Below are 16559 nucleotides of genomic sequence, written 5' to 3' on the forward strand. Positions count from 1 at the left end.
CCTGTACATTCAATTGGTGGCCCCGGAGTGATTCGAACACTCGACCTTTTGGTTCGTAGCCAAACGCTCTATCCAGCTGAGCTACGGAGTCATTACCGAACAGTCATTATTATACGGGAATCAGGAAAAATAGTCAAGCTGTTTTTGGAAAAAAGAAAAGAAAATCGGAGAAATCCAGGAAGCTCCTGGGGAGCCCCTAGGCATTTCCGCCCTGATATTATATAATAAGATATTAATCGATTGCAGATTTTGGAAAAAGAAAGGCAAAGGTGTAACATGCTGTTTACGGATAAAGCAAGGATTTATGTGGAAGCAGGATCTGGCGGCGATGGAGCCTCCAGTTTCCGGAGAGAAAAATATGTGGCCTGCGGAGGCCCGGACGGAGGCAACGGCGGCCGGGGCGGCTCCGTGGTCCTGGTGGCGGACAAGGATCTGAACACCCTGGTGGATTTCCGCTATAAGCGGAAGTTCGTGGCCCAGCGGGGCGGCAACGGGGCAGCCAAGAACTGCACCGGGGCCAAGGCTCCCAATGTGGAGGTGAAAGTGCCTCTGGGGACCGTGGTCTATGACGATGCCACCGGGGTGGCCCTGGCGGATCTGGCCCATCCGGGAGACCAGTTCGTGGCAGCCCGGGGCGGCCGGGGCGGCAAAGGGAATGCCTGCTATGTGACCAGCACCAAACAGGGGGTTACCTTTGCGGAAAAAGGTGAACCGGGGACCAAGGGCTGGCTCCGGCTGGAACTGAAGATGCTGGCGGACGTGGGCATGGTAGGCTATCCCAGTGTAGGGAAATCCTCCATTGTGGCCCGGGTGTCCGCGGCCCGTCCGGAAGTGGCGGCCTATCATTTCACCACCCTGACTCCTGTGCTGGGGGTGGTCCGGCTGGATGCGGAAACCAGCTTCGTACTGGCGGATCTGCCGGGGCTCATTGAAGGGGCCTCCCAGGGAGTGGGTCTGGGCCATGATTTCCTCCGGCACATCGAACGGACCCGGGTGATCCTCCATGTGGTGGATGTGAGCGGCTGCGAAGGCCGGGATCCGGTGGAGGACTTCAAGAAGATCAACGAAGAGCTGGTGCTCTACAGCGAAAAGCTGGCCAAACGGCCCATGCTGGTGGTGGCCAACAAAATGGACCTGCCCGATGCGGAAGAAAACTACAAAAAGCTGGAAGCCTATGTGACGGCCCAGGGGTATCCCATCATGAAAGCCTCCGCCGCCACCAGCCAGGGACTCCGGGAAATCATGTGGAAGGCCTATGAGATGCTCCAGAAGGCTCCGGCGGAAGAGGAAATCATCGACATCGGCAAAGTGGACGAAGCGGATCCGGATTCCTTCACCATCCTGCGGGATACGGAAGATGCGGATTTTGAAGTAAAAGGAAAGAATATCGAACGGCTGGTGGCCATGACCAATTTCGACAATGAGGAAGCGGTGTACCGGTTCCAGCTGATCTGGCGGCGGCTGGGCATTGAAAAGGCCCTGAAGGAAAAGGGCATCCAGGAAGGCCAGTCGGTGAAAATCGGGGATATGGTCTTCGATTATCAGGAACAGTAAAAAAATCCCGGAACACAGGGAAAAGCAGGTTCATCCAATATGCACAGAGGGGTTGATGCCATGGATCGCAGTAAAATTGCGGAAGTCAAACGCGTGGTGGTAAAAGTCGGGACCAGTACCATTACCTATCCCAACGGAAAGATCAACTATGAAAAGATCGAGAAACTGGCCCGGATCATGACGGACCTCCAGAACCAGGGGAAGGAAATGATCCTGGTGTCGTCCGGGGCCGGGGCTGCCGGGGTGGGCCGGATGGGCCTGGAGGCCAAGCCGGCCTCCATCCCGGGGAAACAGGCCTGTGCCGCCGTGGGCCAGGGCATCCTGATGCATATCTATGAACGGCTTTTCGGGGAATACGGCCAGGTGGTGGCCCAGGTGCTGCTGACCAAGTCGGATATGGTGAACCGGCACAGCTATGCCAATGCCCGGAATGCTCTCCAGGAAATGATTTCCTGGGGGGTGATCCCCATCATCAATGAAAATGATGTGGTGGCCATCGACGAGTTCAAAATCGGGGACAACGACAACCTGTCCGCCCTGGTGGCCAGCCTGGCGGATGCGGATCTGGACATCCTGCTGTCGGACATCGACGGGCTGTATACCGCCAATCCCAAGACCCATCCGGAGGCCAGGCTGGTTTCCGTGGTGGAGGAAGTGACCCCGGAAATCGAAGCCACCGCCGGAGGCGCCGGTTCCAAGAACGCCACCGGGGGCATGCTTACCAAGCTCCAGGCGGCCAAGAACGCCATGAGTGCCGGCATTGCCCTGATCATTGCCAATGGGGAAGATCTGGAGATCCTCCGGAAGATCATGAGGGGCGAACCTGTGGGGACCCTGTTCGTACCCCGGGAAAGCCATCTCCGGTTCCGGAACCAGTGGCTGGCCTTCGGGTCCAGGATCAGCGGCAAAGTCATTGTGGATGAGGGACTGGCCAAAGCCCTGCGTCAGAAAGGGGGCTGCAGCATCCTGCCGGTGGGCATCACCGGGGTGGAAGGCAGCTTCGAAAGCGGGGACACGGTGAGCGTCCTGGATCAGGAGGGCCATGAACTGGCCCGGGGCATGACCAATTACAATGCGGAAGACCTGGACCTGATCAAAGGCTGCCGGACCAGCCAGATCGAAGAAAAAATCGGCTACAAACATTACGATGAAGCCATCCACCGGGACAACCTGGTGGTACTGTAAGGGGGCAGAAACCATGTACGAAGTGGGAATGGTACGGACCCAGGGGGAAGCGGCAAAACAGGCTTCCCTGGAATTGGGCATCCTGAATACCCGTGTGAAGAATGACATCCTGGAAAGCATGGCAGAGGGGCTGCTGGCAGAAGAAAAAAACATCCTGGAAGCCAATGCCGTGGATATGGAAGAAGGCCGGAAGGGAGGGCTGCGGGATTCCCTCCTGGACCGGCTGCTGCTTACCCATGACCGGCTGGCCCAGATGGCCGAGGGCATCCGTCAGGTGGCCGGGCTCCCGGATCCGGTGGGACGGATCCTCAGCGGGAGCACCCTGGCCAACGGGCTGACCATCACCAAGGTGTCCGTGCCCCTGGGGGTCATCGGGATCATCTATGAAGCCCGGCCCAATGTAACCGCCGACGCCATCGCCCTGTGCGTGAAAAGCGGCAATGCCGTGATCCTGAAGGGGGGCAGGGAAGCCCTCCATTCCAACAAAGCAGTCAGCGATGTGCTGATTGCCTACGGGGAAAAGGCCGGGCTGCCCAAAGGGGCGGTCCAGTTCGTCAATGTGCCGGACCGGGCTGCGGTGGATGAACTGATCCATCTGGAAGGCCTGGTGGATGTGGTGATCCCCCGGGGCGGGGCCGGACTGATCAAGAATGTGGTCCACAACGCTTCCGTGCCGGTGATCGAAACGGGAGCCGGAGTGTGTCACACCTATGTGGATGCTTATGCCAATGTGCCCATGGCAGTGGAAATCGCCATGAACGCCAAGGTGAACCGGCCTTCCACCTGCAATGCCATGGAAACCCTGCTGGTCCACAAGGACATTGCGGACGCCTTCCTGCCGGCCATGCTGGAAGCCTACAAAAAGGCCCATGTGACCGTGCTGGGGGATGCCCGGACCCAGGGCTACAGCGGGGATGTGCAGCCTGCCACGGAAGAGGACTGGGCCACGGAATACGGGGATCTGCGGCTTTCCGTGAAAGTGGTGGACAGTCTGGAAGAAGCGGTGGCCCATATCCGCCGGTACAGCACCGGCCATTCGGAAGCCATTGTGACGGACGACTACGAAAATGCCCGGAAGTTCCAGCAGCTGGTGGATGCGGCGGCCGTCTATGTAAATGCCTCCACCCGGTTCACGGACGGGTTCGAATTCGGATTCGGGGCGGAAATCGGCATCAGCACCCAGAAACTCCATGCCAGAGGGCCCATGGGCCTGCCGGAACTGACCACCACCAAATACCTGGTGAACGGCAATGGCCAGGTGCGGAAGTGACAGGGCAGGGACTTTCTGAATGGTACGAATACTGAGTTGTTTCAAAACCATTCATGGGGGCTTCATAAATCTTTTTTACAATAACCGTAGATATAAGAGAATGAGGGAGCGGATGTATGGAGAGCCATTCTCTGTACATCCGTATTTTTTCCTGCGGAGGCAGGAAAATTGATGGAGGGAAGACAGCGTGAACATCGTGCAGAAGCATAAAGTGCTGCTGATTGTCCTGGCAATCCTGGTTGCCGGCGGGGCCGGCGGCTACAAATACTACCAGGTGAAAAAGACCCAGGAAGCCGTGGCGGCCACCCGGACCGACGCCGTCCAGCGGGGGGATCTGCGGAAGACCATTTCCGCCACCGGGGCCCTGAAAGCCCTGGACAATGTGGACATCAACTCCAAGATCACCGGCCGTATCGTCCAGGTCTATGTAACGGAAAACCAGCATGTGACCGCGGGACAGGCTCTGGTGAAACTGGATGATACCTCCCTGAAGGCCACCCAGGAAATGAAGCGGGCGGCCCTGGTGGATAAACAGGCCACCTATGAGCGGGACCAGGCCCTGCTGGAGCAGGGGGCCATCGCCCAGAGCGTATTCGATACCGCAGAGGCCAATTACCGGGTGGCCAAGGCGGAATACGAACAGGCCACGTCCAACGTAAACGATACGGTGATCAGCACACCCATCGACGGCTATGTGATCGGCAAGCCCACCCCTGTGGGGCAAACCGTATCCTCCGGTATTTCCACGCCCCAGGTACTGATGAGCGTGGCCAACCTGGACAAGATGCAGATTTACCTGATGGTGGACGAATCGGATATCGGCCAGATCAAACAGGGCCAGACCGTGGAATTCACCGTGGATACCTATCCCAACGAAACCTTCAAGGGGACCATCAGTCTGATCGGCCGCAGCGCCACCACCACCAACAACGTGAACTACTACACCTGCTATGTGGATGTGGAAAACTCCGAAGGGAAACTGCTGCCCACCATGACCGCCCGGGCCAATGTGATCGTGGATGAAATCCAGGATGCCCTGACCGTATCCAACAAGTGTATCCATACGGAAAATGGCCAGAAATACGTACTGGTCTATGACAAGGAGAACAATACCTCCCGGAAAGTCCCTGTGAAAGTCCTGCTGACCGGGGAAGACCGGGTGGCGGTCCAGGGGGATCTCCAGCCCGGGGACGAACTGGTGGTAAAGACCGCCAAGGCCACCGGCAGCACCAACAGACGGATGGGGCCTCCGATCTAAGGACAGGAGGAACCAGGCCATGAACGTCATTGAACTGAAAGACATTGTGAAAAGCTACCAGATGGGGGATACCATCGTCTATGCTCTGAACCATGTGACGGTGAATTTCGAAAAGGGCAAATTCACTTCCATTGTGGGGCCTTCCGGCAGCGGCAAATCCACCATGATGAATATCCTGGGCTGTCTGGACCGGCCCACCTCCGGGGAATATTATCTGGAAGGGAAGAACATCGCCAACTATACCGACGATGAACTGGCTCGGACCCGGAACCGGCGGATCGGCTTCGTGTTCCAGAGCTTCAACCTGCTGAGCCGGCTGACGGCGGTGGAAAACGTGGCCCTGCCCCTGATTTATGCGGGTGTGAACCTGGAAGAGCGGACCAGAAGGGCGGAACAGGCCCTGACCAATGTGGGGCTGGGGACCCGGATGTACCACAAACCCAATGAGATGTCCGGGGGCCAGCGGCAGCGGGTGGCCATTGCCCGGGCGCTCATCAACAATCCGGCCATCATCATGGCCGACGAACCCACCGGGAACCTGGACACCAAATCCACCCTGGAAATCATCGACATTTTCGAGAAGCTGAACCAGGAGGGGAAAACGGTGATCATGGTCACCCACGAACCGGAACTGGCGGCCATGACCCAGCGGATCCTGGTGATGCGGGACGGCCGGCTGACGGAAGAGAAAGAGGGAGGAGGTCAGGTGGTTGTTTAGAGAATGTGTAAAAATGGCCTTTGAAGGGATGCTGGCCAACAAGATCCGGACCTTCCTGACCATGCTGGGCATCATCATCGGGGTGGGCGCCGTGATCGCCATGGTGTCCCTGGGCCTGGGGATGCAGGAAAAAGTCAAGGAAAACATCACCAGCATGGGCAGCAACCTGCTGATTGTCATGAGCGGCGGCCGGACGGCCAACGGCCAGCGGATTGCCAGCGGCAGCGGGGCCAAGCTGACCTACGAGGACGCCAAGGCCATCGAAAAGAACGTGGACGGCATCAAATACGTGGCCCCCGGAGTCCAGAACAGTTACCAGCTGGTAGCCGGGAATCAGAACTGGACCTCCCAGGTCCAGGGGGTCACCCCCAACATCCTGTCCATCCGGAGCTATTCCATCGAACAGGGACGGATGTACAGCCAGCGGGACATGAACAGCCGGGAAAGAGTCTGTGTCATCGGGAAAACCGTGGCGGATACCCTGTTCCCGGACGGAAATGCCGTGGGACAGATCATGCGGATCAACAAGGCTCCCTTTACGGTGATCGGGGTGCTGGCCTCCAAGGGACAGTCCGCCATGGGCCAGGATCAGGATGACATTGTGTTTGTCCCCCTGACCACGGCCATGCAGCGGCTCATGGGGCTTACCTACATCCGGAACATCACCATCCAGTGTGAAAACGAAAATACCGTGTCCCAGGTCCAGTCCGATGTGGTGACACTGCTCCGGACCCGGCACAAGATCAAGACCGGGGCGGATGATGACTTTTCCGTCCGGGATCTGACGGAAATCATCAAGACGGCCCAGGAAACCACCGGATCCATCACCCTGCTGCTGGCCATTGTGGCCGGGATCAGTCTGCTGGTGGGGGGCATCGGCATCATGAACATCATGCTGGTATCCGTAACGGAACGAACAAGGGAAATCGGTATCCGGAAGGCCCTGGGGGCCACCTATCACGATATCCTGCTCCAGTTCCTGGTGGAATCCATGGTGATCGGGGTCACCGGGGGTACCACCGGGATGATCCTGGGGACGGTGATCTCCGTGATCGCCGCCAAGATCATTGGCTGGCCCATTGTGATTTCCATTGCGGCCACCATCATTTCCGTGGTGTTCTCCGTGGGCATCGGCCTGTTCTTCGGCCTGTATCCGGCCAAGAAAGCGGCGCTGCTGGATCCCATCGATGCCCTGCGTTATGAATAAGGCGGAAAAGCCCACTCTCCGGCAGAAATGGAGGGGGTTCGTGGAATTCCTCCACCGTCCCAAGACCCGGTTCGATATCCGGGACCGGGGCAGGGCCCTGGTCCTGTTCCTGCTGATCGTGGCAGGACTCATGTGGGTGGTGGAGAAGATAACGGGATAATGAAAGAGGGGGCTGTGAAAAAATGAGAAATCATTTTTTCACAGCCCCCCTTTTTCCTATTCCACCACAATATACAGCACCGGCGTCCCTTCCGGCAGGGTCAGTCCGCAACTTCCTTCCGGAGGCAGGACGTAGAGGGTATCCTGCTCCAGGGGCTTCCCGTCCAAAACAGCGCCTTTCAGCTGGGCATCCGTCAGGAAGGGCACGTAGACGAACCGCCGGGAAGCCGGCTGGAGGAGACGGCTTCCGGTGACTTTTTCACAGGTGCCGGTATGGCCTTTCCGGACCATCACATTGAAATCCACGGCTTTTCCCACGGAATGGGTGTGCCAGGCTCCGTCAAAAGAAGCCTGCTCCAGGGGCCCCAGGGTCACCTGCCGGTTCCCGTCTTCCGGGAAAGTCAGGGTGAACCCTCCCCGGAGGGGCAGGATGATCCGGTTGTAATCCGGCAGCAGGGTGAAATCCGATGCCTCCAGATCCACGGTGGCGGAACTGATCCGGATGAGGAAATCTCTCCGGGCATAGGCACTGCCGGGAGGATCAATGTAAAATTCAGTGGTGGTGCCTCCGGACCAGCGGGTGGTTACCGCCTGGCTCCGGGAGCGTTTCAGGATATCCATAGGATCACCTCATTTGCAAGAGTCTTTTCCAGTTTCATCCTAGGGAAGGAACGTCCAGAAAGTGTCAAAAAATAAAAATATCGGAAAAAATTGATTTCAGACGTTTTTTAGGCGAAGAATTCATACTATAATAGCAAACAGAGGCATTGGAAATGCCTTTCCGTTGTCAACAAACTACAAGTGACTGATGGAGGTGCCATTATGGCGAAAAAATTGGTTGAATTTGTTCCGAATTTCAGTGAAGGCCGGGATAAGGAAAAGGTTGAAAAGATCGTTGATGAAGCCCGCAAAATCAAAGGACTGAAGATCCTGGATTATTCCAGCGATGCCGACCACAACCGTTCTGTTGTAACCATCATCGGCTCTCCTGAAGCGGTTACCGAAGCAGCCATCAATATGGCGAAAGTCGCCATCCAGCTGATCGACATGCGGACCCACCATGGGGCTCATCCCCGGTTTGGTGCGGTGGACGTGGTTCCCTTCACTCCCGTTATGGGCGTGACAATGGACGAATGCGTGGCCATTGCCAATGCGGTGGGCAAGGCATACGGTGAAATGGGCATCCCCGTTTATCTGTATGAAGACGCCTGCACTAAGGAAGCCCGCCGGAACCTGGCTGCCGTGCGGAAAGGCCAGTACGAAGGTTTCTTTGAAAAGATCAAGGATCCGGAATGGAAACCGGATTACGGCCCTGCGGTCATGAATGAAAAATCCGGCTGCTCTGCCGTGGGCGCCCGGGTTCCCCTGGTGGCCTTCAACGTGAACCTGGACTGCAGCGACAAGGCTGTGGCCGATGCCATTGCCAAAAAGGTCCGGAACATCGGCGGCGGTCTCCACTATGTCAAGGCCATGGGCGTAAAACTGGAAGAACGGAACCAGGTACAGGTTTCCATGAACCTGGTGAACTACGAAAAATCCGCCGTGTACCAGGCTTTTGAAATGATCAAGATGGAAGCCCGCCGGTACGGCGTCAATGTAGTGGGCAGTGAAGTCATCGGGACCGTTCCCATGAAGGCTCTGCTGATGGCTGCGGAATACTATCTGCAGATCGAAAACTTCAATCTGGACGAAATCCTGGAAAAACGGCTGCTGGAACTGGAAGAATAAAAGTCGATCCACAGAGGAGGAAATTCGATGCTGAGCGATATCGAGATTGCACAAAAAAACGTCATGGAACCCATCAGCAAGATTGCTGACAAAGTGGGGATCCTACCGGAAGAACTGGAACAGTACGGCCATTACAAAGCCAAGATCTCTCTGGATGTGCTGAAACGTCTGGAAAAGAAACCCGATGGGAAACTGGTCCTGGTGACCGCCATCACTCCCACCCCTGCCGGGGAAGGGAAATCCACCACCAGCATCGGTCTGGCCCAGGCTCTGAACCGGGTGGGGAAAAAGGCTGTGGTGGCCCTCCGGGAACCCTCTCTGGGACCTGTGTTCGGGATCAAGGGCGGTGCTGCCGGCGGCGGCTATGCCCAGGTGGTACCCATGGATGACATCAACCTCCATTTCACCGGAGACATGCACGCCATTACGGCAGCCAACAACCTGCTGTCCGCCATGATCGACAACCACATCCATCACGGGAACGAACTGCGTCTGGATGCCCGGCAGATCACCTGGCGCCGGGTCATGGACATGAACGACCGTGCCCTGCGGAACGTGGTGGTGGGCCTGGGGGGCAAAGTCTGCGGCTTCCCCCGTCAGGACGCTTTCACCATTACCGTGGCTTCTGAAATCATGGCCATCCTGTGCCTGGCCAAGGATCTGGAAGACCTGAAGGCCCGGTTCGGCCGGATCGTCATCGGCTGTGACCTGGACGGGAATCCGGTCCATGTGCATCAGCTGGGCTGCGAAGGCGCCATGGCCATGCTGATGAAGGATGCCATCAAACCGAATCTGGTCCAGACCCTGGAACATACCCCGGCCATCATCCACGGCGGTCCGTTTGCCAACATCGCCCATGGATGCAACTCCCTGCTGGCCACCAAGATGGCCCTGAAACTGGGAGATATCGCCATTACGGAAGCCGGCTTCGGTGCGGACCTGGGGGCTGAAAAATTCATGGACATCAAATGCCATTACGGCAATCTGTATCCGGATGCCGTGGTGCTGGTGGCTACCATCCGTGCCCTGAAGATGCACGGCGGTGTGGCCAAAGCAGACCTGAGCCAGGAAAACGTCCAGGCAGTCAGCGACGGGTTCTCCAACCTGGCCAAACAGGTGGAAAACATGCGGACCTTCGGTCTGCCGGTACTGGTGGCCATCAACAAATTCGCCACGGATACCCCGGCTGAAATCGACATGCTGCTGCAGAAATGCGCCAGCTACGGTGTGGAAGTCAGCCTGAACGAATGCTGGGAAAAAGGCGGCGAAGGCGGCATCGACATGGCCAACAAACTGGTGGCCATGCTGGAAGAACAGAAACCCCAGAAAGTGGAACTGTACGATGTGAACGACACCATTCCCAACAAGCTGAAGGCTATTGTGACCAAGATCTACGGCGGCGACGGCGTAACCTTTACCCCCAACGCCAAGAAACAGATCAAACAGCTGGAAGACTGGGGTCTGGACAAACTGCCGGTCTGCGTGGCCAAGACCCAGTATTCCCTCAGCGACAACCCGGCTCTCCTGGGGGCGCCCAAGGGCTTCAAGATCAATGTCCAGGATGTGCGGGTTTCCAATGGGGCAGGGTTCATCGTCTGCCAGACCAGCAACATCATGGTGATGCCCGGTCTGCCCAAGAAACCGGCTGCTCTGAAGATGGATATCGACAACAACGGCAAGATTTACGGCCTGTTCTGAGCAGGGAGGAAAAGATCCAATGGAATTGCGCAAACTGACTGTGGAAGGATTCATCAATGAAACGGCGTCTTCTTCTCCGGCTCCCGGAGGGGGCAGCATCGCGGCCCTGAACGCATCTTCTTCCGCCGCCCTCATTGCCATGGTGGCCAACCTGACTCTGGGCAAGGAAAAATATGCGGCTGTGGAAGGAGACATGAAGGAAGTGGCTGCCAAAGCCACTGCCCTGAAGGATGATTTCCTGGCCCTCATCGATGAGGACAGCAATGCCTTCAATAAAATCATGGCTGCCTTTAAAATGCCCAAGGATACGGACGAGGCCAAAAAGGCCCGGAGTGCCGCCATCCAGGATGCCACCAAGGGCGCGGCCCTGGTTCCCTTCAAGGTGGGCCAGAAGGCCAACGAACTATTCGCTCTGGCGGAAACCGTCATCACCAAAGGCAATCAGAATGCCATCACTGATGGGGCAGTAGCCGCCATGAATGCGCGGGCTGCCGTACGGGGAGCCTTCCTCAATGTGAAGATCAACCTGGGGAGCATCAAGGATGCCCTGTTCGTGGAAGATCTGAAAAAGAGAATGGCGGAAATCGAAAAAGAGGTGGATGCCCGGGAAAAGGCACTGCTGGATCAGGTGAAGCTGTAAAAGAAGGGGCTGTGAAATAATAGCTCCATGAAAACGAAAGGGACTTTCGATTCTTGTGAATCGAAAGTCCTTTTTCGTGTTAGAATTTAACTGCTATGAAAAACCTAACTGTGTATTATGGTACTCCCAAACAGGGAATTTTACCAGCATTTTTTTCTGAGTGCCTGGATATCACAGATCCGGTTTTCACATTTGACAGATTTATGGAGGAAATCGATTTACGCAAATATCTGAGCAAACTTCCTGCTCATGAGTTGGGAAGAATCAGATATAATCCCATCAATATGTTGAAAACGGTTCTGTTCGGGTTTATGGATGAAGGATGCATCTCTCTCAGAAAGCTGGAAGACAATTGCAAAGTCAATATCCGCTATAAATACCTTATGGACGGTAAACACCCGTCCTATCGGACTTTCGGATATTTCATCAATACTGTCCTGATGAATCAAGCTGAATCGCTCTTTTATGAAATTACCCAAGAAATCATCACCAAAGAGCATGTGGACCTGGACCACCTCTATATCGATGGCTCCAAATTCGAAGCCAATGCCAACAAATACTCCTGGGTCTGGAAAAAAGGTACGGAGAAATCGAGATTCCGGCTGTTTGCCAAAATCTCAGCACTCCTGGAAGAAATCAACGAGATGCTGAGCTGTGGTGGACTGAAAGCCGAAAACAATTCAGAATATGCTCCTGAATATCTGGAGCTCATCCTGAGCAAACTTCACGAAATCTGGGAACTGGACGAGGAAAGATTTGCCCATGGCAAAGGACACCATAAGAGTCCGGAACAGCGGAATTACGAAAAACTAAAAGTGTATCTGCAGAAACTTAAGGAATATGGAAAGAAATTGAGTATCTGTGGAGAGAATCGTAATAGCTATTCTAAAACGGATCATTCAGCTACGTTTATGCGGATTAAGAGAGACTACATGGGAAACGACCAGCTGCTGCCGGCATATAACGTCCAAGTTGGCATAGCTGATGAATACATAGCGGTCCTTGACGTAAACCAGTACAGATCAGATATGGACTGCTTCGTTCCCCTTCTGGAAAAGTTTTATGAGCACCATGGGATCTATCCGAAATATCCAGTAGCTGACGCAGGGTATGGTTCATTCAATAACTATCTGTACTGCAGCGAACATGGGATGGAAGCCTGTATGAAATTCCCCATGTTCTTCAAAGAAACGACGGACAAGAAGTATCACGAGGACCCATTCCGTGCGGTTAATTTCAAGACGACGGTTGATGGAGCGTTGCTCTGTCCCAATGGAAAGAAGTTCAAATTCGTCTACAGGAAAAACATTCAAGGCAACCAATATGGCCGTCAGGAAGAAATCTATGAATGTGAGGACTGCAATGGCTGTCCTTATGCAGAACGTTGCAAGAAAACACCTCATAACAGACGGATCAGCCTGAATCGTGAACTTACAAAGGTCCATGCTGACGTCATCGGACGATTGACAGATACCCGCGGATTTCTGCTGAGAAGGAACCGTGCTATCCAGGCAGAAGGTACTTTCGGAGTGATGAAGAACGATCGGGAATATGACCGGATTGTCCGAAGAGGCATGGATTCAGTGAAAATGGAAGTTTTTCTGGTTTCTATTGGCTTCAACCTGTACAAATACCATAGGAAGCAGCAGGCACATATGGATATGGCAGCTTAATTTTAAAAAGCTGAGTTTTGGGGGAAAGGGGGAAAGGGGGAAGTATACCCTTTTTCTCTTGCTTTTTACTGCCAGGAGTAAAAAGAGACAACAAAAAAGGAGCTGTGAAGAAATGAATCCTCATTTCTTCACAGCCCCTTTTTTATACTTCAATCCCATACTTCCTTATCCGGTACTGGAGGTTCTGGCGCTGGAGTCCCAGTTCTTTGGCGGTGCGGGTAATGTTTCCCTGGTTCCGGCGGAGGGCTTCTTCCAGCAGGTACATTTCATAGCTGGCCATTTTTTCTCCCAGGGTCTCTCCCGGCATGTCCGGGGGCGGATCCTGGGATTTTTTGCGGGACCGGGCCAGGCCCCCCGCTGGGGATTCCTTTGCCGGAGATTCCGTCCAGGGAGCCCGGATAAAATCCGGCAGCAGGTCGTCGGTGAGCTCGCTGCCTTCGGACAGGTTCATGGCATGGTCCAGCACATGGAACAATTCCCGGACATTTCCCGGCCAGCTGTACTGCTGGAGCTGCCACAGGGCTTTGGGGGCGATCCGGGTCAGGGGATAGGCGTACCGGCTGGCACAGCGGCGGAGATAGGCGTGGCACAGGGGCTCCAGGTCATCGATCCGGTCCCGGAGGGGCGGGAGCTGGAGCACCAGGGTGGCCAGCCGGTAAAACAGGTCTTCCCGGATCTTTCCGGTCCGGACCAGCTGGAAGGGATCCCGGTTGCAGGTGGAGATCACCCGCACATCCACTTCCCGTTCCCGGGTTTCTCCCACCCGGCGGAAAACCCCTTCCTGGAGGACCCGGAGGAGTTTGGCCTGCATGGCCGGGCTCATGGAGTTCAGCTCGTCCAAAAACAGGGTTCCTTCATGGGCCGCTTCCAGCAGGGCCCCGGGGTCTGGTTCATCCTGACGGCTGTGATTACCGCCACTTTCACTGTGGCTTCCGTACTGGGCATCGACAAGGGCATCAAATGGCTGGCCAACCTGACCACCAAAATCTTCTATGCCCTGCTGCTCCTGCTGATTGTCATCGGTCCCACAGTCTACATCCTGAACCTCACCAATGTGGGGATGGGGTACTGGCTGGACCGGTTCTGGACCTGGGCCCTGGACCCCTATCTGGCGGAAGGAAAGGCCCTGGTCACCTGGTGGACCATGTATGACTGGGCCATCTGGATCGCCTATGCCCCTCTTATGGGAATCTTCTTCGCCATCATCGCCTACGGGCGTACCATCAAACAGTTCCTGCTGATCAACTGGATCCTGCCGGCGGTATTCGGTCTGGTCTGGTTCTCCGTCTGGGGCGGTACCGCTCTCCAGTGGCAGATGGATGGCCGGGTGGACATTGTCCAGGCCATCAAGGCCGGGGGCGCCGTGGCCGGTATCTGGACCTTCCTCCAGGCCATTCCCTTTGGCGGCGTACTGATTCCGGTGATCATCATCACCCTGATCGCGGCATTTTCCACCACGGCGGACACCATGTCCACCACCATTGCAGCCCTGTGCACCAAAGGGGCCAAACATGATGAAGAACCGGCCCTTTGGCAGAAAGTGGTCTGGGGCGTTTCCATCGGTGCCATTGCGGCCATCATGGTGGCCTTTGGCGGCGGCGCCCAGGGGGTCGACGGGGTGAAGTTCCTGGCGGCCTGCGGGGGCTTTGTGGTCCTGGCCATCTTCATCCTCCAGGTGGCGGCTGCGGTGAAGGTGTTCTTTATGGACAAGGAAACCAAAAAGGACATTGTGGACAGTGAAGATCTGATCGAAACACCGGAAGGGAAGTGAGCCCATGGCTGGGACAATTACGCTGGGACCAAAGATCGGTCTGGAGGATTTCATGGCGGTGGTCCGTTTCCATGCCCCGGTGGAATTTTCTCCGGAATATTGTGAACGGGTGAACCGTTCCCGGGCGCTGGTGGAAAAATGGGTGGAAGAGGAAAAAGTCATGTACGGGGTCACCACCGGGTTCGGGGCCCTGTGCACCAAAGCCATCAGTAAGGAAGAAACGGCAAAACTTCAGGAAAACATCATCCTGTCCCATTCCGTTTCCGTAGGGAAGCCGCTGCCGGAAGAGGCGGTCCGGGGAACGCTGCTGATGATGCTCCAGAACCTGGGGCAGGGATACAGCGGTGTCCGGCTGGAAGTGCTGGAACAGATCCGGCAGTTCCTGAACCGGGGTATCACCCCCTGGGCTCCGGGGGACGGCAGTGTAGGGTATCTGAGTCCGGAGGCCCATATGGCCCTGGTGCTGACCGGCCTGGGAAAAGCCTGGTATCAGGGGCAGCTGCTGGAAGGCCGGGAGGCCCTGGAAAAAGCCGGCCTTGCTCCCCTGGCCCTGGCCTCCAAGGAAGGGCTGGCTCTGGTATCCGGCACCACTTCCCCCACGGCCCTGGGTGCCATCGGGCTCTATGACATGCTCCAGGCGGCCCGGTCCGCCGATGTGGTGGGGGCTATGAGCCTGGAGATCCTCCAGGGGGTCATGAATGCCTTCGACCCCCGGGTGATGGCGGTCCGGCCCCATCCGGATCAGGCCAAAGCGGCGGAAAACGTCCGGAACCTGCTGGCCGATTCCCAGGTGATCGCCGCCGCAAAAGGCAGCCGGGTCCAGGATGCCCTGTCCCTCCGCTGCATCCCCCAGCTCCATGGAGCGGCCCGGAAGACCCTGGAAGATGCCCGGAAAACCCTGGAAATCGAAATGAATTCCTGCTGCGACAACCCCATCCTGTGGCCAGAACCCGGGAATGAAGAGGTGATTTCCGCCTGCAACGCGGATTCCGCCTATGTGGGGATCGCCATGGATGGGTCCTGTATGGCGGCCACCATGCTGGCCAAAATGTCCGAACGGCGAAACAACCGGCTCATTGACGGAAATCTGTCCGGCTGTCCCTGGTTCCTGATCCAGAACCCGGGGCTCAATTCCGGGGTGATGATTCCTCAGTACACCCAGGCGGGGCTGCTGAACCAGATGCGGATCCTGTGCACGCCGGCAGTGATCGACAATACCCCCACCTGCGGGAACCAGGAAGATTATGTGGCCATGGGATACAATGCGGCCAAAAAATCCCTGGCGGTGGCGGAAAAACTGGAATACATCCTGGCCATCGAGCTGCTGTCCGTCTATGAAGCCCAGCCCTTTGTGGACGGCAGGCTCCGGCGGAGCAGCGCCAGCCGGCAGGTGCTGACGGAAATCAGCAAAGAAGTGCCGGAAATGAAAGAAGACATGTACCTGTATCCTCACATTGAATTCCTCCGCCGGAAGATCCTTGACGGAAGCCTGGTCCGGTGGGCGGAAACAGGAATGGGAAAAAAACTGGTGTGAAAAGAGGGGTGCTGCACAGAACGTGCAGCACCTCTTTTTTGTCCATAAAACGTCCCCTGCTTTAGTGCAATACTGGAATAAAAAACGACAAAGTATACTGTATACAATAAAAAGAAAATTCTAAATTATGTCCTGGATGAAAACTTATTTGACATTCTTCTGAC

The 16559-nt window shown here is 56.1% G+C and carries 14 protein-coding genes, 1 tRNA gene and 1 pseudogene; 13 read left to right on the plus strand and 3 right to left on the minus strand.

The window, feature by feature from the left end; all coding sequences use genetic code 11:
* Positions 1–14: 14 nt before the first annotated feature.
* Positions 15–91 (minus strand) — tRNA-Arg (locus tag ACFER_RS01195).
* Positions 92–276: 185 nt separating this feature from the next.
* On the opposite strand from ACFER_RS01195, the gene obgE reads away from it, so the two are divergent.
* The 7 genes from obgE (at position 277) to ACFER_RS11495 (ending at position 7352) form a co-directional block, all read left to right on the plus strand.
* Positions 277–1554 carry a GTPase ObgE gene (obgE, locus tag ACFER_RS01200; protein WP_012937625.1) on the plus strand — a complete coding sequence of 426 codons (1278 nt, stop codon included), beginning with the start codon at positions 277–279 and terminating at the stop codon, positions 1552–1554.
* A 60-nt stretch (positions 1555–1614) separates the two neighbouring features.
* Positions 1615–2739: a glutamate 5-kinase gene (proB, locus tag ACFER_RS01205; RefSeq protein WP_041666334.1), complete on the plus strand. Its 1125-nt coding sequence runs from the start codon at positions 1615–1617 to the stop codon at positions 2737–2739.
* Positions 2740–2752: 13 nt separating this feature from the next.
* The gene (locus tag ACFER_RS01210; RefSeq protein ID WP_012937627.1) at positions 2753–4009 is read left to right on the plus strand and encodes a glutamate-5-semialdehyde dehydrogenase; all 1257 of its coding nucleotides are present in this window, start codon (positions 2753–2755) and stop codon (positions 4007–4009) included.
* Between the two features lie 187 nt (positions 4010–4196).
* A complete protein-coding gene (locus ACFER_RS01215; protein ID WP_012937628.1) occupies positions 4197–5267 on the plus strand; it encodes an efflux RND transporter periplasmic adaptor subunit in 1071 nt (356 codons plus the stop codon).
* A 19-nt stretch (positions 5268–5286) separates the two neighbouring features.
* Complete coding sequence (locus ACFER_RS01220; protein ID WP_012937629.1) at positions 5287–5985, plus strand: ABC transporter ATP-binding protein; 699 nt, start codon at positions 5287–5289, stop codon at positions 5983–5985.
* Positions 5978–7192: an ABC transporter permease gene (locus tag ACFER_RS01225; protein ID WP_012937630.1), complete on the plus strand. Its 1215-nt coding sequence runs from the start codon at positions 5978–5980 to the stop codon at positions 7190–7192. Before ACFER_RS01220 ends, ACFER_RS01225 begins: the two co-directional genes overlap by 8 nt.
* On the plus strand, positions 7185–7352 hold the full coding sequence (locus ACFER_RS11495) for a hypothetical protein (protein ID WP_176767953.1): 168 nt from the start codon (positions 7185–7187) through the stop codon (positions 7350–7352). Before ACFER_RS01225 ends, ACFER_RS11495 begins: the two co-directional genes overlap by 8 nt.
* Before the next feature lie 56 nt (positions 7353–7408).
* Here the strand turns inward: ACFER_RS11495 and ACFER_RS10745 are convergent, their stop codons facing one another.
* Positions 7409–7972 carry a HutD family protein gene (locus ACFER_RS10745; RefSeq protein WP_012937632.1) on the minus strand — a complete coding sequence of 188 codons (564 nt, stop codon included), beginning with the start codon at positions 7970–7972 and terminating at the stop codon, positions 7409–7411.
* A 201-nt stretch (positions 7973–8173) separates the two neighbouring features.
* On the opposite strand from ACFER_RS10745, the gene ftcD reads away from it, so the two are divergent.
* From ftcD to ACFER_RS01250, 4 genes are all read left to right on the plus strand, one after another.
* On the plus strand, positions 8174–9079 hold the full coding sequence (ftcD, locus tag ACFER_RS01235; protein ID WP_012937633.1) for a glutamate formimidoyltransferase: 906 nt from the start codon (positions 8174–8176) through the stop codon (positions 9077–9079).
* Positions 9080–9106: 27 nt separating this feature from the next.
* Positions 9107–10777: a formate--tetrahydrofolate ligase gene (locus ACFER_RS01240; protein ID WP_012937634.1), complete on the plus strand. Its 1671-nt coding sequence runs from the start codon at positions 9107–9109 to the stop codon at positions 10775–10777.
* A gap of 19 nt (positions 10778–10796) precedes the next feature.
* Positions 10797–11417: a cyclodeaminase/cyclohydrolase family protein gene (locus ACFER_RS01245; RefSeq protein WP_012937635.1), complete on the plus strand. Its 621-nt coding sequence runs from the start codon at positions 10797–10799 to the stop codon at positions 11415–11417.
* 95 nt (positions 11418–11512) lie between these two features.
* On the plus strand, positions 11513–13090 hold the full coding sequence (locus ACFER_RS01250; protein ID WP_012937636.1) for an IS1182 family transposase: 1578 nt from the start codon (positions 11513–11515) through the stop codon (positions 13088–13090).
* Between the two features lie 142 nt (positions 13091–13232).
* Here ACFER_RS01250 and ACFER_RS11720 read toward each other — a convergent pair whose 3' ends face one another.
* The gene (locus ACFER_RS11720; RefSeq protein WP_049763419.1) at positions 13233–13931 is read right to left on the minus strand and encodes a sigma-54-dependent Fis family transcriptional regulator; all 699 of its coding nucleotides are present in this window, start codon (positions 13929–13931) and stop codon (positions 13233–13235) included.
* A gap of 30 nt (positions 13932–13961) precedes the next feature.
* On the opposite strand from ACFER_RS11720, the pseudogene ACFER_RS11725 reads away from it, so the two are divergent.
* Both ACFER_RS11725 and ACFER_RS01265 read left to right on the plus strand, forming a co-directional pair.
* Positions 13962–14861 (plus strand): annotated as a pseudogene (locus ACFER_RS11725) (BCCT family transporter); the annotation flags it as partial.
* A gap of 4 nt (positions 14862–14865) precedes the next feature.
* A complete protein-coding gene (locus ACFER_RS01265) occupies positions 14866–16395 on the plus strand; it encodes an HAL/PAL/TAL family ammonia-lyase (RefSeq protein WP_012937637.1) in 1530 nt (509 codons plus the stop codon).
* Positions 16396–16559: the final 164 nt, after the last annotated feature.

The sequence above is a fragment of the Acidaminococcus fermentans DSM 20731 genome (genome assembly GCF_000025305.1).
Classification (GTDB): domain Bacteria; phylum Bacillota; class Negativicutes; order Acidaminococcales; family Acidaminococcaceae; genus Acidaminococcus; species Acidaminococcus fermentans.